The following is a 20744-nucleotide window of genomic DNA, read 5'->3' as shown; positions in this document are numbered from 1 at the left end:
ACCTGCTGGGATCTAGTCGGCGCTGATGACGCGCAGCACGGAGGTGACGTTGAGGATCACGTCGAGACCACGAATGTCTTCGAGGGTGGCCTGAACGTCGGCCTCACGAGCTTCATGGGTGATGAGGATGAGACGGGCGGTGTCACCGGTGCCTTCCTGCTCCATGGAACGGATGGACACACCGTGACGCTCGAACACCTCGGCGATGGCCCGAAGCACGCCGGGCCGATCGTGCACGTCGAGGTTCAGGTAGTAGCTGGTGAGTAGATCATCGATCGGCCGGATGGGGCGGCGGACCAGGCTGATGAGGCTGGCGTGGGTTCCCTTGACCAAGTTGTTGGCAGCATCGATCAGGTCTCCCAGAACCGCAGACCCGGTGGGATCACCCCCGGCGCCGCGGCCGTAGAACATGAGGTCCCCTACCGCTGCCCCCTCCACGAACACGGCGTTGAAGGAATCACGCACACCGGCCAAGGGGTGAGTGGTGGGGACCATGGTGGGATGCACGCGCACCGCCACCGCTTCGGTGCCGTCAACCTCGTCCACCAGCTCTGCGATGGCCAGGAGCTTGATCACATAGCCGAGGCGACGGGCGAAGTCGATGTCGGTGGTGGTGATGCCAGCGATGCCCTCGTGGTACACGTCACCGGCCACCACCTTGGCCCCGAAGGCCAGCGAAGCCAGGATGGCCGCCTTGGCGCCAGCGTCGTAGCCCTCCACATCGGCGGTTGGGTCCCGTTCCGCGTAGCCCAGTTGTTGGGCCTCGGTGAGGGCTTCGGCATAGGAGGTGCCGTGCTCTGACATCTGGGTGAGGATGAAGTTGGTGGTGCCGTTGACGATGCCCATCACCCGGCGAACCTCCTCTCCCACCAATGACTCGCGCAGCGGCCTCATGATGGGGATGCCACCGGCCACCGCCGCCTCGAACAACAAGTCGACACCGGCAGCGTTGGCCGCGGCGAACAGCTCGGCACCGTGGTTGGCCAAGAGTTCCTTGTTGGCGGTCACCACCGGTTTGCCCGCGGCCAGCGCGGCGAGGATCAACTCCCGGGCCGGCTCGATGCCGCCCATGACCTCGACCACCAGATCTACGTTCGGGTCGCTGACGACCTCGCCGGCGTCCACCGTCAGCACTCCGTCGTCGAGGTGGACAGCGCGTTTGCGGGTGAGGCTGCGGACCGCGACGCGGGCCAGGTCCAGCCGAACGCCGGTCCTGGCGGTGATCTCACTTCCCCGGTCTTCGAGTAGCTGCACGAGGGCCGCGCCCACGTTGCCACACCCCAACAACCCGACTCTGACCACCGGTCCCGGCCTTGCGTCCTGTTCAGCCACGGCGGCGAGGCTACCGGTCGGTTCGAGTAGGCCCGAACCAATGCAGTCAGGTGATGGGCGGTGGCGGGTCACGCCGGATGATGCACAGACTCCCAGATGGGTCGTCGGGGTCCAGTATCAAGCGGATCGGCAGGTCGTGCGGCTGCCCGTCGGCGTCCACCTCGATGACGATCGCTTCGTCCCGCGGTGGCTCCAGGACCTCTCGCAGACCGAAGGCAAACCCTGCGGCCATGGCCCCTACTGCCGACGTCCGGCTCCAACGGACCATCCGTGACGACAGAGGGTCTGGTCCATGATCGGGCGGCTGGTAGGAGTCGAGCGCGGCCAGGGTCTCGGCGTCGTAGATCTCCCCGAAGGCCAGCTCGTCCTCCATCACAACAAGGCTAGAGGCGGGATCGCACACCACCACCGTCGTTGCAGGCGACGGCATCCACGCGACACACCGGAGGCGCACCAATAACCCATGCCGGGCCACAACGGAGCACCGGGCAATCTGTGGCGATGAACTCCGACATGGCCGCACCATGGCTGGACCTCGACGTGACCCGCGGAGAGCAACCCGGCACGTTCACGACCCGAATCTCCTCGGACTGGCAACTCGTCGTTGTGCCCCAAGGGGGGATCGTGGCAGCCATCGCGGCCCGGGCCATGGAGTTGGAGCTGAACCGGCCCGACCAGCTCCTTCGCACCATGACCAGCGTGTTCGCCGGACAGGTCGCGGTCGGCCCGGTTGAGATATCGGTTGAGATCCTCCGTCGAGGGCGGTCGATGTCTCAGTGCACCGCCACGGTCCGCAACTCCGGCGCTGAGGCTGGACTTACCGCGGTGGCGGTTTTCGGTGCCGAGCGAAAGGGCTTCTCCTTCGTCGATGCCGTGCCGCCCGATGTTCCTGACCCTGAGTCCCTTCGCTCGTTCCGCGATCCCCTTCCCGCTGGAGTCGAGTTCGAGTTCACTCGACCACCGGTTCCGTTCTGGGAGCGCATCGTCGATGGGCGATCCGCTCTTGGAAGGGCTCCATGGGAAGCGTTCGAGGACGGACGGGCGGAGTCGGCGTCTTGGTTCCGAATCGACGAGCCACCCACCTCGCTTGGTGGCGCGCTCGACCGAGTTGCCCCCATCGTGTTGTGCGACATGATGCCCTCCGCGGTCTTCCAGAAGGTGGGACCGAGTGGTGACACCTGGTTTGGACCGAGCGCCGACTACACGATCCACCTGTTCGGCGAAGCTGAGCCTGGTTGGCTCCTCGGGCACACCCGTGCGCGTTGGGCCGGCGACGGGTACGCGTCGGTCGAGATGACTTTGTGGGACCAGGATCTGATCGATCCCATCGCCTACGCCACCCAGATCATGTTCTTCGCTTTCGGCCGCTGAGACCCTGCACTACGTCGAAGCCCTCTCCGACGCCATGGTCACCCAGATCACGTTCTTCGCTTTCGGCAGCTGAGACCGCTCAGCAGACAAGCCGATTCGCCGATACGGCAATTTGATGTGCATTCGTTGGACAGAGGACGCTGACCCTCCGACCGGCACCAAACCCTTGACGGTGCTATCGGCGGAATAATCGTCCGAGTAGGCCCCGGCCTTCCTCGACCGGGCCCTGAGGAGACGTCTCGCTCCTTTCTGGCGCTTCAGCTCCGCCGGGCGGGCCGAGGATCTTCTGCCACGACCCGTCTCCGGCGAGGTAACTGGTGAACACCGACGCCACCGCGGGATACCCCGCGTTTGCCGCAGCCGTAACCGTCCCGTCCACTGCATAGTGCTCGAGCTGGTACGGCCCATCACCATCACCGGCGGCTTGGACGAACTCGTCGCCGTCCTCGACAATCACGAACTCCACCTCGCCCCGCTGCATGGCCTCAAGAGCGGACTGGAGCACATCGACGGAGACTCCCTCGACGATGTCATGCTCGGAGAGGCCTGCGTCGATCTGGGATCTGTCGACGAAGGAACTGAACCAGCTACTTCCTTCGGGCAGGCGCATCCTCATGGCGACGGACCCTAATGCCGTGACCGGCAGCCTTTGCAGGCGTTGGGAGTCGCCTGCACTGAACGCTGTCCAGTTCTCCTGGGCCGCCTTCGGCGGACGATTCCGGTTCCGTCAAGCCCGGTCCTCACTTCGTTGCGGCGGCTCGACGGCGTTTGCCCAGTGGCTCGCAAGCTCACAACAGCGCAAACGTTGTCAGTTACAGCACTAGGTGGCATCTCTGGGGCGTGACGGCCGGATCTGATCGCGGTCGGATCGGCCCGACTCGAAGTCAACCGATGTCGGTGGCGAGGAGGTCATCCTCGGTCTCGCGCCGGATGACCAGACGGGCCTCACCATCGGACACGAACACCACTGCCGGACGGGGCAGGAGGTTGTAGTTGGAACCCATGGATCGCCCGTATGCACCGGTGACCGGAGTGGCGATCAGGTCTCCCACCACCAGCCCCTCGGGCACCCGAGCCTCGGAGACCAGGATGTCACCCGATTCGCAATGCTTTCCCACCAGACGCACCGATTCGGTCCGGGGCGCGGTCACAGCCCGGGGCAGGAACGTCTCGTAACCGCTGCCGTACAGGGCGGGACGAGGGTTGTCGATAAACCCACCGTCACAGACAACGAAGGTTCGGATGCCCGGCACCTCCTTGACGGTGCCCACCCGGTACACGGTCACCGCGGCTGCAGCCGCGATTGAACGACCGGGCTCGGCCGACACCCGGGCGGAGATCCCGGCCTGGGCACAGGCCCGACTTACCACCTCGCCCCATTCGGTGATCGACGGCGCTTCCTCGCCTTCGACGTAGGCCACGCCGATTCCGCCCCCGATCGAGAGCTCAGGAAGGGCGCACTCGTTGACGAACGGGGCCAACGCCTCCACCGCCTGTTCGAAGAACCCGGCCACGAAGACCTGCGACCCGATGTGGGCGTGTAGGCCGACCAGGTCCACCGCCGGGCTGGACTGGGCTCGGGCGACTGCCCGTTCGGCGTCACCCACCTTGAGACCGAAACCGAACTTGGAGTCGTCCTGTCCGGTCATCACGAACTCGTGGGTGTGGGCCTCGACCCCAGGGGTGATCCGCAGCAACACCTTGGGCACCACCCCATCGGCGGCGTGCAGGCGTTCCAGCCGATCGATCTCGTCGAAGCTGTCGACCACGATTCGGCCAACACCCTCGGCTCGGGCCCGGGCCAGTTCCTGATCGCTCTTGTTGTTGCCGTGCAACACAATGCGCTCCGCCGGCACCCCGGCAGAGAGAGCGACGTGCAGCTCACCACCCGAAGCCACGTCGAGGTGCATCCCCTCCTCGTGGGCGAGTCGGGCCATGGCCCGACACAGGAACGCTTTGGTGGCGTAGGCCACGCCGTCACCGAAGGCGGAAACCGCCTCACGACACCGGTTCCGGAGCTGGTCCTCGTCGTAGACGAACAACGGCGTGCCGAACTCTTCGGCCAGGTCGGCGAGGGTCACACCCCCCGATGAGGAGCTGACCACCGGGGCCGACCTGGGCCGAGTCGGGCAACAGCCCGAAAGGCAGGACATGTTCAGACCGATCAGTCACACCCTCCACCCCTCAGCAATCCGCCGCCGAATCAGAACTGGGGCAAGAACCGGCTGCCCTCCAACCGAAACCTGCCCCAAAACTGGCAAGCACCGAACTGGGGCAAGAACCGGCTGCCCTCCAACCGAAACCTGCCCCAAAACTGGCAAGCACCGAACTGGGGCAAGAACCGGCTGCCCTCCAACCGAAACCTGCCCCAAAACTGGCAAGCACCGAACTGGGGCAAGAACCGGCTGCCCTCCAACCGAAACCTGCCCGAGAACGGGTTGGGTGGTGGTTTGGGGGGTCACAGGGACTCGGGGGCGCTTACGCCCAATAGGTCGAGGCCGACAGACAAGCCGACCCGAGCAGATTCCACCAGCCACAGCCGGGCCTGGGTCAGCTCCGGGCTGACCCCATCTCCGACCACGTAGCAGTCGTGATAGAAGCCGTGGAACGCACCGGCGAGCTCTCGCACCCAGGTGGTGACCCGATGTGGGGCCCGGTCGGCGCAGGCCGACAGCACGGTCTCGGGTAGCTCGGACAACGAGCGCAACACATCCAGCTCTCGTTCGTGGGTGAGCAGCGCCAGGTTGGCTTCACCCAGGGGTGCCCGCTCGATACCGGCCTCGGCGGCCCGACGGGCGATCCCGTGAATCCGGGCGTGGGCCATCTGCACGTAGTACACGGGGTTGTCCATGCCCTGGCTGGCCACCACGGCCAGGTCGACCGTCTGACGGGAGTCGATCGACTGGAGCAGGTAGGTCAACCGTGCCGCGTCGGCGCCGACCTCGTTCACGATGTCGCGCAGCTCGATCAGGTTTCCGGACCGCTTGGAGATGCGGACCGGTTCCCCGTCCTTGAGCAGTTCGACGAGCTGGACGATGGCCACCTCGAGCTCACCCGAGTCGTGGCCGAGTGCCGCCATGGCCGCCTTCATGCGGGCCACATAACCGTGGTGGTCGGCCCCCCATACGTTGATGAGACGTTCGGCACGCGAGAACTTGTCTCGGTGGTAGGCGATGTCAGGCGCCAGGTAAGTCAGCTCGCCGTCGCTCTTGACCAGGACCCTGTCCTTGTCGTCACCGAAGTCGGTGGACCGCAACCAGACCGCTCCGTCCTCGTCGAACACGTAACCCTTGTCCCGAAGCTCGCCGAGGGTTTCCTCGATGGCACCCGAGTCGACCAGGGACAGCTCCCGGTACCACACGTCGAAGTGCACGCCGAAGGCCGCTAGAGCGTCGCGCTGGTCGGCGAGGGCCCGGTCCTCGCCCCACGCCACAGGATCGACACCATCGGGCATCTCGGCGGCCCAGTCGGTGACGTACTGGCCCTGGTAGCCGTCCTCGGGCGGTTCCTCACCGTTCTTGCGGGCAGCCAGCGAGGCGCCGAAGTTCTGCATCTGGACACCGCGGTCGTTGATGTAGAACTCGCGGGTAACGGCCCATCCGCACCGCTCCAACAGTCGGGCCACCGAATCGCCGTAGGCGGCACCCCGAGCATGACCGGCGTGCACCGGTCCGGTCGGGTTGGCCGACACGAACTCGACGATGACCGAGCGCCCCGCCCCATCCTCGGAGCGGGCGTAGTCGTCCACGCCCGCGGTGACGACCTCGGCCAGCACGTCGTGGAGCCAGGTCGGGGCCAGGTGGAAGTTGACGAACCCGGGTCCGGCGATCTCGACCCGCTCGACGTGAGCCGGAAGGTTCGCGCTCAGGTGATCGATCAGAGCTGTGGCCAGCTCACGCGGGTTGCGCCCGGCCTTCTTGGCGGTTGCCAAGGCCACGTTGGACGACCAGTCACCGTGTTCCTTGCGAGCCGGCCGCTCCAGATCGATCCGCTCAGGCAGCGGGTCAACGGCCAACGCCACCAGGGCATCGTGCACGGCGGAAGCGAGGGCGTCGCGGATCACGGAGGAACCTTTCGGGTGCTGCGCCGAGGTCCGGGCAGGTGCCGCGGCGGTCGTCCGATCCTACGGGCACCCCCTGGCTACGCTGATATCGGTTCCTCGGCCAGAAGCCCAGGCGCATCTCACGGCCGTTGGGGGCGCTCCCCGGTCACCCACTAGGGTGACGACCCCCGCCCTCGTAGCTCAGGGGATAGAGCATCGGCCTCCGGAGCCGTGTGCGCAGGTTCGAATCCTGCCGAGGGCGCCAGAAAATTTGCGGCTGACCGCCCACAGACAGGCGGCCATGACGCCTAACGGTCAGCGTGAAGAGCGAACTCGCTCGACCATCTCAATAAGGACCCGAGCGGATAGGTCCGGTCGTCGTCGCTGCAAGGGTGATCAGACCGAGGCTTCGCCTCGGTTTAGCCATCCCGTGTTTATGGGTCGGTCCGCCTGTCGGCGCACCTCCTAAGCACCGAAGAGTTCGGCCCGCATGTCCTGCGACCAGCGCCCGGTGCACCCGTTCGGGAGCTTGCGGGGGACGCTCGACGTCAGTCCGCGGCGGGGGCGATGATGCGGCGGACGTCGGGCCAGCTGGTGGCAAAGCCTCCGTGCAGCGCCAGATCCTCCACGGCGGTGACGAGCACCCATGCCACGTCGGTGGTCTCGAAGTTGAGCGAGGAACCGAAGCGGTCGGTCACCTCCACCACCGCTGTGGTGTAGGTCCAGTCGTGGGCCGGGGTGAAGACGTGGTCTCCCAGATGCCGCCAACCCGCAGGCGGCTCGCCCACTTCCTCCGTCGACTCTCGCATGGCCGCCTCGAACGGGGACTCACCCCGATCGATCGCCCCGCCCGGACACGACCAGGTTCCCCCCTCGTGGGCCATTGCCGAACGAAGTTGGAGTAGCACCTCGTCACCGTCGGGGGCCCGAAAGACGAAGACCACACCGGCCGCTCCGAAGCGACCCCAGCGAGTCCTACCGTCCGCACAGGTGATGAATCCGTCACCGGACCGCCGCAGAACCACAGCGGAACTCTGCCACGTCCGGCTCCAGGCAGTCCTCACCACCTTCTCGTGCACAGCGACAAGGTTCTCGAAGCGGCCGATTCGGTGGGTGGCTGCTTCCGGCGGGCCGACACGCTCGTAGCCGACCAGACCCTGGTTGAGTTCTACGACGGCCGGGTCGGACCCGAGGGTTGAGCGCGGCCCGCCGCCGACAGGCGGGCGCAGGGATCCGGGTCCGCTGCGACCCCGCTGGCCCTGGCTGAGCGTCAGCCGAAGCGGGCGAGGGCCAAGACGAGCCCGGCCAGCGACAGGCCGGTGGTGATGATCCAGGTCTGGGTGGCACGCGCCGACTGCAACATCTCGACACGAAGGTCGGAGAGTTCTCCACGGACGGAACCGATCTCAGACTGAAACTCGGCGTGAAGCTCAGAACGAAGAACCCCGAGTTCGGAGCGGAGGAAGTCTTTGGTGACCGGTTCTTCGACGTCTCTTGCCGGGAAGTAGGAGAGCATCTCCTCGACTGCTTTCTCATCGTCGATGAGCACCGCGAAGGTCTCATAAAGCGTGTGACGGCTTCGTTCTGTCAACGACATTGTGGTGACCTCACTCCGAAGGGTCAACCAACCGCCCACAACGCAAGCCCCCTGTGGCCCGCTCCCGACGGAAGGTTCGGATCGTCTGTCAGGTCTCCCTGCAAGGGTCAATCTCACGCCACCGCCACCGTACCCAGGAGCACTGACAACCCAGACCAGGCATCCCAGACCTGGTCGTCAGGCTTGGGCGCGGGCCCGGTTGTGGGGTCCACACAGGCGTTGAAGGCTGGCGACCACGGTCTGACCGTCCTGGGCGTGGGCGTGAGTCTCAGAACCACCGCGGATCCGTGCCAAGTCCGGCTCTAGAGTTCGGGAAATGCCCTCGGTGCCGCCGGCCATCACCTACCCGGCCGACCTGCCCATCACGGCCCGGCGCGAGGAACTGCTCGAGGTGATCGCCGCCAACCAGGTGGTGATCGTCGCCGGCGAGACCGGGTCGGGCAAGAGCACTCAGCTCCCCAAGTTGTGCCTGGAACTGGGACGAGGGACCAACGGTTGGATCGGCCACACCCAGCCGCGGCGGGTGGCGGCGCGCACGGTGGCCGAACGGGTGGCCGAGGAGCTCAGCACCGACCTAGGCGGAACTGTCGGCTACGCGGTGCGATTCACCGACCGGGTGGGCGAGGACACGGCCATCAAGGTGATGACAGACGGAATATTGCTGGCCGAGCTGCAACGAGATCGGGACCTACGCCGCTACGACACGATCATCGTGGACGAGGCTCACGAGCGGAGCCTCAACATCGACGTGTTGCTCGGTCACCTCAAGCGGCTGCTCCCCCGTCGCCCCGACCTGAAGGTGATCATCACCTCGGCCACCATCGATACCGCCCGCTTCGCCGACCACTTCTGCACCGACGACAGACCGGCACCAGTGGTCGAGGTGTCAGGTCGCAGCTACCCCGTCGAGATCCGCTACCGCCCCTACGGGGGTCTGCACCCCGCCGATGAGGGCGACGACGTCATCGACGACGACCGGGACCAGGTCACCGCGGTCTGTGATGCAGTAATGGAACTGACCCGGGAAGGCCCCGGCGACGTCTTGGTTTTCCTGAGCGGCGAACGAGAGATCCGTGACACCGCCGACGCCCTGACCAAGGAGACCCTGACCGGTCGTCCACTGGCGGGCACCGAGATCCTGCCCATGTACGCCCGCCTGTCCGCGGCCGAACAGCACCGAGTGTTCGAGGCCCACCGCGGTCGACGGGTCGTCTTGGCCACGAACGTGGCCGAGACGTCGATCACCGTTCCTGGCGTGCGATACGTGGTCGACGCCGGAACGGCGCGCATCTCGCGTTACAGCCACCGGCTCAAGGTCCAGCGTCTACCCATCGAAGCGGTGAGTCAGGCGTCAGCCAACCAGCGGGCGGGTCGGTGCGGCCGGGTGGCACCGGGGATCTGCATCCGTCTCTACAGCGAGGACGACCTCCTCGCCCGTCCCGCCTTCACCGACCCCGAGATCCAGCGAACCAACCTGGCCTCGGTCATCTTGCAGATGACGAACCTGGGTCTGGGTGACGTGGCCCGGTTCCCGTTCCTCGATCCCCCCGATCCCCGCGCCATCCGAGACGGGGTTGCGTTGCTGGAGGAGCTCGACGCCGTCGTGGCGGACCGCGACGGCGATAGGAGGCGACTCACCAAGGTGGGCCGTCAGCTCGTACGACTGCCCATCGATCCTCGCCTGGCCCGGATGGTGGTGGAGGCCCAGCGTCAAGGCTGTGTCCGTGAGGTGTTGATCATCGCCGCGGCCCTGTCCATCCAGGACCCACGCGAGCGCCCGACCGATCAGGAACAGGCCGCGGCCGAAGCCCACGGTCGGTTCAAGGTCCCCGGGTCTGACCTGCTGAGTCTGGTCCGGCTCTGGGACCACCTGAGCGAGCGCCGGGACACCCTTTCCTCCAGCCGGTTCCGGCGAGAGTGTAGAGACGGGTTCCTCAACTACCTGCGGGTGCGCGAGTGGATCGACCTGCACCGCCAGTTGGCCCGAGCCGCCGCCACCCTCGACATCAAGCCATCCGAGACCGGGAACGGTGGTGGCCACGCTCATCCCGATCGGGTCCACAAGGCGATCCTGGCCGGGCTGTTGTCCCACGTCGGCATGTTGGAAAGGCCCGACGACAAGGCCCAAGGCCGCCAGCTCAACCGAGGCCGCGGACAGTCCGGTCAGCGCCAATCCCGCGAGTACCACGGGGCCCGGGGGTCACGGTTCCAGATCGCGCCCGGGTCGGGCCTGGCCCGCAAGCCCCCCGGTTGGGTGATGGCCGCCGAGTTGGTGGAGACCAACCGGTTGTGGGCCCGTCAGGTGGCCGCCATCGAGCCGGAGTGGGCCGAGGATCTGGGCGCTCATCTGGTGAAGCGCTCCTACGGTGACCCCCGCTGGGACGAACGCTCCGGGCGAGCGGTCACCACCGAACAGGTCACCCTCTACGGGTTGCCGATCGTCACGGGGAGACGGGTCGGTTACGACCGGGTCGACCGAGACGAGGCCCGGGACCTGTTCATCGAGCACGCCCTCGTCCGTCGGGAGTGGGACTCACCTCATCCGTTCTTGGTCCACAACGACGAGGTGATGGAGGAGGCCCAAGCCATGGGCGACCGCTTCCGCCGGGCCAACACGTTCGTGGACGATCACACCCTGTTCGAGTTCTACGACGACCGGGTCGGACCCGATGTCGTTTCCGGCCGCCACTTCGACCGCTGGTGGAAGCAGGCTCGCCGGGACCAGCCCACTCTGCTCGACCTGACCGTCAGCGACCTGCTGGAGCCCGAAGCAGTGCCCGACGGATTGGACCCGGCCGACTTCCCCGACACCTGGGTCCAGGGAGGCCTGAGTCTGTCGCTGTCGTACCGGTTCGAACCCGGCCACGATCTGGACGGCGTTACGGTACGAATCCCCCTGGCGGTGCTGAACCAGGTGGAACCGTGGGACTTCGACTGGCAGGTGCCGGGGTTGCGGGCCGACCTGGTGAATGCCCTGATCCGCACCGCACCCAAGGATCTGCGCCGCCAACTCAGCCCCCTCACCCCCACAATCGAACGGGCGGTTGCTGCCGTCAAACACCAGGACCGTGCCCTGGTGGAGGTGCTGGCCGACGTTCTGTCCGAGCAAACCGGAATCCGAGTCGGGGCCGACGCCTTCAACCACCGGCGGGTGGACGACCACCTACGGATCACCTTCGCCGCCACCGAGGGGACCGGGCCAGCTGCCGAGTTGGTGGCGATCGGCAAGGACCTGGACGACCTGAAGCGCCTTCTCGGCAGCCGCGCCCGGGCCGCGATGGCCGAAGCCCTTGCCCGATCCGCGGCCAAGCACCAGGCCCACCACGCACCTAGCCCGGAAGCCGGCTCCGACCCCACCATCACCGGTGAGAGAACGAACGGACCCCGACCATCCCCCTCCGACGGACAACCCATGACCGCCGCGTCGCCAAACGCGGTCGACGGGGCTCCCAGCGCCGTGGGTGTCGAACGAAAGGGGGTGACCGGTTGGGATTTCGGAGACCTACCGGTTGCCGTCCACTCCGAGGTCGATGGTCATCGGATCACCGGGTACCCCGCCCTGTTGGATCGAGGTGAGTCGGTCGACATCAAGGTGTTCTCCACCCCCGAGATCGCCAGCAAGATCATGGCCGTCGGCCTGCGTCGCCTGTTGCTGCTCTCGGTGCCGGTGGGAATCCGAGGCCTGGAGGGAGGTGTACCCAACCGAGTCCGGCTGGCCCTGGCCGCCGACGATGACCTGAGCCTCGGCCTGCTCCTCCGGGACTGCATCAATGCCGCCGCCGACCGGGTGATCGCTGACCACGGTGAAGACGTGCGCGATGAGCCAGCCTTTGAAACCCTCGTACGACGGGCGCGTGACCACCTGCGCCAGATGGCCACCACGGCCCTGGCCGACACCGGTCGCCTGGTGGTCACCGCCGCGGAGCTCGACCGACAACTCGAGCGGCTGACCAGCCCCACCCTCGCGGACCTGGTGGCCGATGCCCGGGCCCACCGACGACGTCTCGTCCATCCCGGTTTCGTGACCGAGGCCGGTATCTCACGCCTTGCCGATGTCGACCGCTACCTCCAGGCCCTAGGCCACCGGATCGGGCGAATAGCCGAAGCACCCGCCCGGGACCGACGCCACCTCGCCGAGGTCGCCGCCGTGGAGGCGGACCACGCCAAACTGCTGGCCGCCTTGCGGCCCAGCCAGGTCACCCCCCGGGTGAAGGAGGTGACCTGGATGATCGAGGAGCTGAGGGTGAGCCTGTTCGCCCAGACGGTAGGAACCCGCGGCCCCGTCAGCGCCAAACGGATCACCCGCGAGCTAGACACCCTCTTCGCCGGTCACCTCGACTGACAAACGGTTCTCGCCCCGGTCCGTCAGACCGGCCGGGCTGGCGATCCCGACGCGGACTTCAGGTTCCGACCGCTGCTTCGAATGCCCGGGCGAAACCAACGAGCTGGTCAGCGCAGTTCCAAGGCAAAGATAAAAAGAGGGTGTACGCGGCCTTTCGAACCCAGGAACCACAGTACGTAGCGGCCCAAGAGATTCCGGGTTAGAAACTCAGGAATGGGACTGAGAAGCAATTGGAAGAGATGTCACGGCTCTACACCGATGCGGTGAGGCCCCACCTGATTCCCGGCGAGGAACTGACGGGTGGTACATGCGACGCATCGCAAGGCCTTCTCGTCCGTCAGCTTCGCCATCGGGGTCACGCCGAGCCGCCTGGTCATGGTGCCGACGAACCGACGGGCCGAGGCCTCGGGCCCGCCGGTGTCGATCAGCCCGACCGACGTGGTCAGGTCGTCGGTGGACGGATTCGGCGGCGGCCTCGGTGAGTTCCTGAAGGCAGAGACGGGCGACATCCGAATCACTACTGCCGACACCACCTACAAGCTCATGGCCCTGGGCGGCGGCCTCGACAACATGATCACCGGGCCTACGCAGAGCCAGGGCAAACAGGCCTTGGTCGAGTGGCTCTGGAACGTCCGCCACCCCGCTGGATGAGCCCACCGGCACCACAAGGAACACACAATCGGCTGACCGCGACGACTGACCTATCAGCGGATCCCGGCTGAGGAGTGACCTCGGCCGATACGCCAGCTACTTCTCTCCGGGTGCTTTGGGTTCGCGGGGGAGGCCGAGGAACTTCTCGCCGACGATGTTGCGCTGGATCTCGGCGGTACCGCCCCAGATGGTCTCGGAGCGGGAGAAGAAGAACGACGACATCATCGGACTCGGCTTGTAGGTGTCGCGGCCCTTGGCTCGCATCGCCGCCGGCCAATTGCCGGACTCGGGGCCCGTGGACACCAACATCGATGCGGCCCCGAAGATGTCGAGGGCCAACTCCATGGCGTCACGGTGCATCTCGGACCAGAACATCTTGTTGGTGAGGCCCAGAGCGACCACGCCCATGTCCTTGGTCTTGTTGAGGGTCTGGGTGAGCGACCGCAGGCCGTTGATGCGCAGGATCTGGATCTTGGTGTAGTAGCGGGCCAGGCCTTGGCGGATCACTGGATCCTCGATCGAGCCGTTGCGCTTGGCCTCGGCCACCATCAACAGGTACTCCTGTTCGAAGCGGCGGTAGCCGGTGGTGGCCGACATTCCCCGCTCGTGGCTGAGCGTCGAGTTGGCCACGGTCCAACCGCCGTTGACGCCGCCGACCACGTTCTCCTTGGGGCAACGGGCGTTGGTGAAGAACACCTCGTTGAACTCGGCGGTGCCGTCGGGCTGGACGATGCCCCGCACCTCGATGCCGTCCTGTTTCATCGGCACCAACAGGTAGGAGATCCCGGCCTGCTTCTTCACGTTCGGGTCGGTGCGAGCCAGCACGAAGCAGTAGTCGGCGAACTGGGCCTGGGTGGTCCACACCTTCTGGCCGTTGATCACCCATTCGTCACCGTCGAGCACGGCCGTGGTCTTCAGCGATGCGAGGTCCGAACCGGAGTCGGGCTCGGAGAAGCCCTGACACCAGGCCATCTCGCCCTTCATGATCTTGGGTAGGAAGTACTTCTTCTGCTCCTCGGTGCCGTGCTGGAGGATGGTCGGCCCAACGAGGGTGTCACCGAAGAAGTCGGCGCGCATCGGGGCCTTGGCCCGAGCGAACTCCTCGGCCAACACCACGTTCTGCATGGTGGAGAGTCCTTTGCCGCCGTACTCGGTGGGCCACGACGCGCATATCCACCCACCGGCGAAGAGCTTGGACGGCCACTCCTCGTTGAACTTCTTCTTGTCGTCGGGCGACATCTCGAAGCCCTCGTCGAACCAGCCTGCCGGCAGGTTTTCCTCCAACCAGGCCCGGATCTCGATACGGAACTCTTCGGCTTCGGCGGGGTAGCTCAGGTCCATTCCGCTATCTTGACCCGCCGGTCAAGATCGCGCCAACCGCACTCCGGGCACCCCTCCGCGGTGTGGGCCACCATCACCTGGACGGTGCCGTCGCCCATGTCGGTGGCACGCCATCGCTAGGCACTAGGCGGTGGTGGGCTTCTTCTTGGGTGGGGGGCGGTCATGACGCGGGGGAAGCCGATGGCGGTCTCGGGCCATCGGTTGCGGCTGTTGCGCGACAGCCGGGCCATCAAGGAAATGGCGCCCGGATCGTCCTCCTCGGCCGGGCGGGTGATGATCCGTCCCGCCGCAGCCATACGGTCCATGATGGCCTTGCCCAACTCGGTCCGAACCACGGTGAGTGTCCAGTCGGAGAACTGGCCGATTCCTCCAGTGGAGATGTCGGCGTGCTCGGCGGCGAAGTCCGGGCAGTGCGTACAACCCTCCCGGGTCCATGCATGGCATTCCTTGAGCGGGATCTCGTGGTACGCGCCATCGTGGGTCCAGATCTGGAAGACGCCCTTGATGTTGACCTTCTTGATGTCGGCTCGAGCAATGCCGTACTTCGCCTCGAACAGCTCCTCGAAGATCCGGTCGTCGAAGGTCTTCGAGCACAGCAGTCCGAGAGTCACCTGGATCGGCTTGCCCACCTTGCCGATCTTGCGACTCCACATCACCGGAGCGGCCGAGGTCTGGCAACCCATGCCCACCAGAGCCAACTTCTCTAGCCCTCTCTCACGGGCCTCGTCGTAGGCGAGCCAGTTCGCAGAGTAGGTGTACCGACTCCCGGCCGCGTCGAGGACCTCCTCAGGAGTGGTGGCCACCCCCGGCTTGGCCCGCCATGAAGAGCCGTCGCCTTCGATCTGGCTGACCAGCGCCCCGTCTATGTAGCCCTCTTCCAGCAGCCAGATGAGGATCGCGGAGACCAAGCCGCCGTCCTGCCCCCGATCGTGCACCTCGTCGTCGGCGGCACGAACCAACAGCACCTGTTCGGCTATGCCCCAGATCTCATCGCGCTCGCGGGCCCGGGCGAAAAGGTGCTCTTCTGCGGTGGGTTCCCAGTCCCGGAAGCGGGGACACGCCCTGGTACAGGACGTACAGCCCTTCTGACCGTGGACACAGTCGGTGGGCCCCAACTCGTCCTCGACGTGGAACGGTCGGTAGCCGCCCTCCTTGTGGTGGTATCCGATGACGTCGTGCGGGCAAGAGATGACACAGGCCGAACAGCCGGTGCACAAACCTGCGTCGATCACCTCGGCGAAAAGCTCGGCCCACTGGTGGGTCCAACGTCCCTGTTCGCGCTCCAGCGGTCCGGTGACGGGCGGGACCGGAGCCTCGGCTGGGGCGGCAGCGGAGTCGAGCTGAGGTTCGGTGACCGTCATGGCCGAACATGGTACGAGCATCTCTGCCCGAAGCGCTCGTTACGGCCCCCACTCCCCATGGTCACCGCGGGACAGCCGACCACGGCTGCTTACTCGGCTGCCTCGGTGAGGGCTTCGGACAGGGCCGGATGCACCAGGATGCTCTCGGCCAGATCGATCACCTTCAGCCCCGCGGTCACCGCAACGGCGATCACCGAGATGAGCTCGGCGGCGTGACGACCCACGATCGAACCGCCCAGTACGACGCCGGTGGCAGGGTCCGAGACGATCTTCACGAAACCCCTGGGATCGTTGTTGATCAGGGCCTTGGCCGAAGCCGAGAACGGAACCTTGGTGACTCGCACCTTGCGGCCTTCGGCAAAGGCATCGGCCTCAGCCAGGCCGACATCGGCGATCTCGGGGTCGGTGAAGATTGCCGATGCCGCCTTCTCGTAATCGAGGTGACGGTGGGGCCCGGCGTGCAGGCCGAGGGCGTGTTCGGCGATCTTGCGACCCTGGATGGAGGCGACCGAAGACAGCGGCAGCTTCCCCGACAGGTCACCGGCAGCGTAGATGTGGGGCACCGACGACTTGCAGTTGTGATCGACCTTGACGTAGCCGCCGTCTAGCTCGACGCCGATCTCCTCCAGGCCGAGGGTCTCGGAGTTGGGGATCGACCCGATGCACAAGAGCACGTGGGATCCACGGGCGACGCGGCCGTCGTCGCAACGAACGGCCACACCCTCATCGGTCACGTCGATGCCCTCTGCTCTGGCCCCCTTGAACAGCTTCACACCACGACCCAAGAAGTCGTCCTCCAGCACGGCTGCAACCTCGGGGTCCTTCTGGGGCAGCACTTGCTGGCGGCTCACGATGAGGGTGACGTCGCAACCGAATGCCGAGAACATGTGAACGAACTCCACCCCGGTCACACCTGAACCGACCACCACCAGATGGTCGGGCAGGGTGGGCGGTGGATAGGCGTGGCGAGTGGTCAGCACCCGTTCACCGTCGATCGGGGCCCAGTCTGGGATTCGGGGCCGGCTTCCGGTGGACAGGACAACAGTGTCAGCGGGGATCACCTGCACCACACCGTCGAGTCCGGTGACCTCCACCTCGTTGAGTCCGACCATACGGCCCGAGCCCTGCAACAACCGCACTCCCTGACTGGCGAGCAGACCGGTGACGGACCCTTCAAGGCGGGACTCGATACCGGCGATGCGGGTACGCAGGGCGTCGAAATCGAGGTGGGCGTCCACCCCCCGCAGGCCCATTCCCTCGGCCTGGCGCAGCAGCGTCATGGCGTCGCCCGTGGCGATCATGGCCTTGGAGGGGATGCAGTCCCACAGGTGGGCGGCGCCGCCGACCACGTCCCGTTCGATGAGGGTGACCTCGGCACCGAGGCGGGCGGCGGTGGTAGCGGCCTGGTTTCCGGCAGGTCCGCCCCCGATGACGACGAAGCGATGGGCCATGTCCGCTCAGGCTAGTGATGTCAGGAGAGGGCCTTGTCCGGGGGGGTGTTCAGCCGAGGTCGGCGGAACGGTCGATGATGTCGGCGGCGCCATCGGAATCGACGTGACCGGCCACAATTCGGGCCGCGTCGAGCACGGCCGGAGCGGCGTTTCCCATGGCGACGCCCCAGCCCACGGCTTGGATGGCGGGGATGTCGTTGTGCCCGTCTCCCACCATCATCGAGTCGGCGAGGTCGACCCCGACGTGGGCGGCCACTTTGGACACTCCTGATGCCTTGGAGACGTCGTGACGGGTCAACGAGACGAAAGCTGCTCCGGGCATTGCCGGGGAGGTGGCCGCCGAGCCGACGGTTCCCTCCGGTGCGCTGGCCACGGCATCGTCAGCGGCGTCGAGTGGGACCACGAACTGGGCTCGAACGACGTCGCCGTCGAGGCTGGAGATCGGGCGTCTCCGGAACGGAAGGTCTAGGAGGTTCGCGTGAGATCGGGCCAACGGTCGGTCATCGTCCACCGCATAGTCGTCCCAGGTGTAGGCCTCCAGCACCCATCCCCTGGCCGCGGCGATCGACATTGCGGCGGCAAGGGAATCGGCTGGAAGCGGCGTGAGGTCGACCTCACCGGTCGACGGTTGCCACAGGGCGGCCCCGGTGTGGAATACGTGCCACCCGGAGGGGTCTAGTCGTTCGGCCCACTCACGCGTCGGGCCTGCGGCCAAACGGGCCGTACACAGGGTGAGGCGTTGACCCCGCCGTCTTGCCCGATCTGCGGCCGACCAGACCGCGGATGACGGGACGCCCTTGGACCCGACCAGGGTGCCGTCGACGTCGAGGCAGATGAGTTTGACCATGGCTGGCTCACGCTACGGGTGAAGCCGGTGTCGCTCCAATCTTCCCACCCTTGCGCGACTATCACATTTCATGCTATTTCATGACTTTCCAATATTCGCCATGGAGGTGCCGTAAATGCTGCCCCAGAATCCCGTCACCCCGACCGCCGTGGCGGTTCCGCTCATCGAACCGGTTCGCTTCGATGACGGGGCCGCGGCCGCGTTGTCGGCCGCTCTCGCGGTCCTCGCCGATGAGCTGGACCGCTTTCGGCGCCGCACCGAAGCAAACGCAGACCTGGCCCGCCGTGACTGGGCTGGCTACAGCCGACAGTGGTTCGACTCTCGAGCCGCCGAGCTCCAAGAACGCATCACCCTGGCGGCCCGGCGCGCCGAGGACGACCGTCAAGAGGTCGAGCAGGCCCGCAGTTGGGCCGTGGCCGAACAGCAACGCCGCGTTGACGCCGCAGCCGCCGAGGCCGCACAGGTCACGGCCGCAGCCGAGGCGGCACAAGCGGAGGCCACCACAACCGAGGCCGTGACCGTCCCATGACCATCAGCTCCGCACGACCAGACCTGCTAACTCGGGCGTCCGCGGGCGTGACAGCAGCCGGGAGCCACCTCGAAGACGCCGCCCATGCCGTCAGCGTGGCATCGGCCGCATTCCAGGACGCCTGCCCAGACCGACATGTTTCGATCAGCGCCCACCGCCTCACCAGATCGGCTGAGACATCCATCCACGACCTGGCCCGTCATCTCGAACGCATCGCCGAAGCGTTCCGGCTGGCCGACTCCAAACCAGCGACCGAGCGCCTATCGGTCACCACCGATCAGCACCTCAGTGAGGTGATCTCCGCGCACTACGGCACCCTCGACTCAGCCCTCACCCGTCCGACCAGGGCGGCAGCGGCACGGGGACGTGTCGATGCCCACAAGGCCATCCTGGCCGCATCCCGGGGTGGACCGGCAGCTGCGGTCGAGTTCATCACCTCCCAGGGATCCCTCAGCACCGACCCCGTCTACCTGGCCGCCCTGTTCAACGAGCTGGGGCCAGAACGACTCGCCACCTACGTGGAGACCTTGGCCGCCGACACGTCGCCCTGGGAGGTCGAGATCGGCCCGTTCCGCCAACTGGCCGACGCCTGGGCCACGGCCACCCGCACCCTCGACCAACCGATACCCGAAGCTCACCTGGAGGTGGACATGATCAACAAGCTCCTGAAGGAACCGATCGGCCGAAACGTGCTGCGGGCACTCGCCGGCGCCTCCGGCGTCCGTTCCGGCCTGGCCTACCTGGCCATGGTGCTCACTCCTCTGCTGTTGGTGTCGGCCATAACCGACGCCGATGTGTCCAGCTCCTACCGGTTCCTCACCGGTCCGGGACGCACCTCCGATCCCGACGTTGCCTTCCTCAACGCCTTGAGCCTGACCCCGGGCTCGGCAGATTTCCTCCTCACCGACGACCGCACCGGCGCAACCGTGGCCAAGCGGGTCCGATGGCTGCTCGACAACGGCACCGCCGCCCAGCCAGCCGCAGTCACCATCATCCGAGACCTCCTCGAGAATCCGGCGCTCCAGCCCGGAAGCTCGACACCGCTACCAAGGACCGAGATCCTCCGTGGCGTCTATGACTGGGTGGTCAAACACGGCGCCACCGAGGTCACCGAGCCGTTGGCCCAACTCCTGGCCGACTTCATGGCCGAGGACCTCGCGTTGTTCACGGCCCGGGTCGACCAGGTTCGCGGCGGCAACCCCGGCCGGGTATTCGAGGCGATCGCCCAATACGAGAAGCCATGGCTCACCACTCTGTTGGCCTTGGAGACCCACAGCCTGCAACGGATCCGGGCCACCCTTCACAGCCCATCCCACGAACAGATCACAGCCATGGACGATTTCGACAAGCTGGCCGATGCCCTAGAGGTGGCTGCGGCCGCCAGCGATCGGCCCGGGCCTGGGTCGGTGGCGACGTTCAGCCTCCTAGGCCTGGTGGTAAACCCGGTGACCGGCGCACTCACCAAGGGCGCGAACCCCGTGGTTGGCACTCTGGTCGGTGCCGGCCTCAAAATGGCTCTCGACGAGTGGCAGGAATCCACCGTGCCCGAGGCCGGCGATCGCGAGGAACGAACCCGACTCGAACGCGAGACCCTGCGCCGCCAGGTCTGGGTCGTCATCGCCTCAGACGAGAACCTCTCCAAGCAACTGAACTGGTTCATCGGCGGTACAGACCCAACCGCTCCCCCATCGACGGGAACCTCAATCAAGAGCGTCACTGACCTGATCAACCTCACCCCGTCAGGCGAAGATCTGGACGAGTTCCACGGGTGGGTGGACGGCCAACCCCGAGAGCTCCAGGCGTTGGTAGCGCTCTACCTCGAAGGCTGCTGAACAGTTCTCCACGCCGGTAGAGGAGCCTGGTCCCATTGGGGTCTATCC

15 protein-coding genes, 1 tRNA gene and 1 pseudogene are annotated in these 20744 nt (G+C 66.3%); 6 read left to right on the top strand and 11 right to left on the bottom strand.

Annotated elements, in window-relative coordinates:
* Positions 1-12: 12 nt before the first annotated feature.
* Together IPG97_00675 and IPG97_00670 are read right to left on the bottom strand one after the other, a co-directional pair.
* The gene (locus IPG97_00675; GenBank protein ID MBK6855105.1) at positions 13-1332 is read right to left on the bottom strand and encodes a homoserine dehydrogenase; all 1320 of its coding nucleotides are present in this window, start codon (positions 1330-1332) and stop codon (positions 13-15) included.
* 46 nt (positions 1333-1378) lie between these two features.
* Positions 1379-1705 (bottom strand): hypothetical protein, encoded by a 327-nt coding sequence (locus IPG97_00670; protein MBK6855104.1) that lies wholly within the window; start codon positions 1703-1705, stop codon positions 1379-1381.
* 128 nt (positions 1706-1833) lie between these two features.
* Between IPG97_00670 and IPG97_00665 the strand changes: the two genes are divergently transcribed.
* The gene (locus IPG97_00665) at positions 1834-2703 is read left to right on the top strand and encodes a thioesterase family protein (protein ID MBK6855103.1); all 870 of its coding nucleotides are present in this window, start codon (positions 1834-1836) and stop codon (positions 2701-2703) included.
* A 175-nt stretch (positions 2704-2878) separates the two neighbouring features.
* Here the strand turns inward: IPG97_00665 and IPG97_00660 are convergent, their stop codons facing one another.
* From IPG97_00660 to IPG97_00650, 3 genes and pseudogenes are all read right to left on the bottom strand, one after another.
* Positions 2879-3319, bottom strand: a complete 441-nt coding sequence (locus IPG97_00660) for a hypothetical protein (protein MBK6855102.1) — start codon at positions 3317-3319, stop codon at positions 2879-2881.
* 268 nt (positions 3320-3587) lie between these two features.
* Positions 3588-4875: pseudogene (lysA, locus tag IPG97_00655) on the bottom strand (diaminopimelate decarboxylase).
* Between the two features lie 286 nt (positions 4876-5161).
* Positions 5162-6766: an arginine--tRNA ligase gene (locus tag IPG97_00650; protein MBK6855101.1), complete on the bottom strand. Its 1605-nt coding sequence runs from the start codon at positions 6764-6766 to the stop codon at positions 5162-5164.
* A gap of 169 nt (positions 6767-6935) precedes the next feature.
* On the opposite strand from IPG97_00650, the gene IPG97_00645 reads away from it, so the two are divergent.
* Positions 6936-7010: transfer RNA gene (locus IPG97_00645), tRNA-Arg, on the top strand.
* A gap of 283 nt (positions 7011-7293) precedes the next feature.
* Here the strand turns inward: IPG97_00645 and IPG97_00640 are convergent.
* Both IPG97_00640 and IPG97_00635 read right to left on the bottom strand, forming a co-directional pair.
* On the bottom strand, positions 7294-7689 hold the full coding sequence (locus tag IPG97_00640) for an NUDIX domain-containing protein (protein ID MBK6855100.1): 396 nt from the start codon (positions 7687-7689) through the stop codon (positions 7294-7296).
* A 326-nt stretch (positions 7690-8015) separates the two neighbouring features.
* Positions 8016-8342, bottom strand: coding sequence for a hypothetical protein (locus IPG97_00635; protein ID MBK6855099.1), 327 nt, complete (start codon positions 8340-8342; stop codon positions 8016-8018).
* A 316-nt stretch (positions 8343-8658) separates the two neighbouring features.
* On the opposite strand from IPG97_00635, the gene hrpA reads away from it, so the two are divergent.
* Both hrpA and IPG97_00625 read left to right on the top strand, forming a co-directional pair.
* Positions 8659-12684 carry an ATP-dependent RNA helicase HrpA gene (gene hrpA, locus IPG97_00630; GenBank protein MBK6855098.1) on the top strand — a complete coding sequence of 1342 codons (4026 nt, stop codon included), beginning with the start codon at positions 8659-8661 and terminating at the stop codon, positions 12682-12684.
* 300 nt (positions 12685-12984) lie between these two features.
* A complete protein-coding gene (locus tag IPG97_00625) occupies positions 12985-13335 on the top strand; it encodes a hypothetical protein (GenBank protein ID MBK6855097.1) in 351 nt (116 codons plus the stop codon).
* A gap of 96 nt (positions 13336-13431) precedes the next feature.
* Here IPG97_00625 and IPG97_00620 read toward each other — a convergent pair whose 3' ends face one another.
* The 4 genes from IPG97_00620 to IPG97_00605 all read right to left on the bottom strand — a co-directional run bounded on the left by IPG97_00620 (position 13432) and on the right by IPG97_00605 (position 18335).
* Positions 13432-14676, bottom strand: a complete 1245-nt coding sequence (locus IPG97_00620) for an acyl-CoA dehydrogenase family protein (protein MBK6855096.1) — start codon at positions 14674-14676, stop codon at positions 13432-13434.
* A 116-nt stretch (positions 14677-14792) separates the two neighbouring features.
* Positions 14793-16037 carry a Coenzyme F420 hydrogenase/dehydrogenase, beta subunit C-terminal domain gene (locus tag IPG97_00615; GenBank protein MBK6855095.1) on the bottom strand — a complete coding sequence of 415 codons (1245 nt, stop codon included), beginning with the start codon at positions 16035-16037 and terminating at the stop codon, positions 14793-14795.
* Between the two features lie 89 nt (positions 16038-16126).
* Entirely contained in the window at positions 16127-17488 is a 1362-nt protein-coding gene (locus IPG97_00610) for an FAD-dependent oxidoreductase (protein MBK6855094.1), read from the bottom strand.
* A gap of 49 nt (positions 17489-17537) precedes the next feature.
* The gene (locus IPG97_00605) at positions 17538-18335 is read right to left on the bottom strand and encodes an HAD hydrolase family protein (protein ID MBK6855093.1); all 798 of its coding nucleotides are present in this window, start codon (positions 18333-18335) and stop codon (positions 17538-17540) included.
* A gap of 115 nt (positions 18336-18450) precedes the next feature.
* Between IPG97_00605 and IPG97_00600 the strand changes: the two genes are divergently transcribed.
* Together IPG97_00600 and IPG97_00595 are read left to right on the top strand one after the other, a co-directional pair.
* Positions 18451-18864: a hypothetical protein gene (locus tag IPG97_00600; GenBank protein MBK6855092.1), complete on the top strand. Its 414-nt coding sequence runs from the start codon at positions 18451-18453 to the stop codon at positions 18862-18864.
* 47 nt (positions 18865-18911) lie between these two features.
* Positions 18912-20696 (top strand): hypothetical protein, encoded by a 1785-nt coding sequence (locus IPG97_00595; protein ID MBK6855091.1) that lies wholly within the window; start codon positions 18912-18914, stop codon positions 20694-20696.
* Positions 20697-20744 lie beyond the last annotated feature (48 nt).

The organism is Microthrixaceae bacterium (genome assembly GCA_016702505.1).
GTDB lineage: Bacteria > Actinomycetota > Acidimicrobiia > Acidimicrobiales > Iamiaceae > Aquihabitans.
This window is presented reverse-complemented; position numbering and strand designations above follow the sequence as displayed.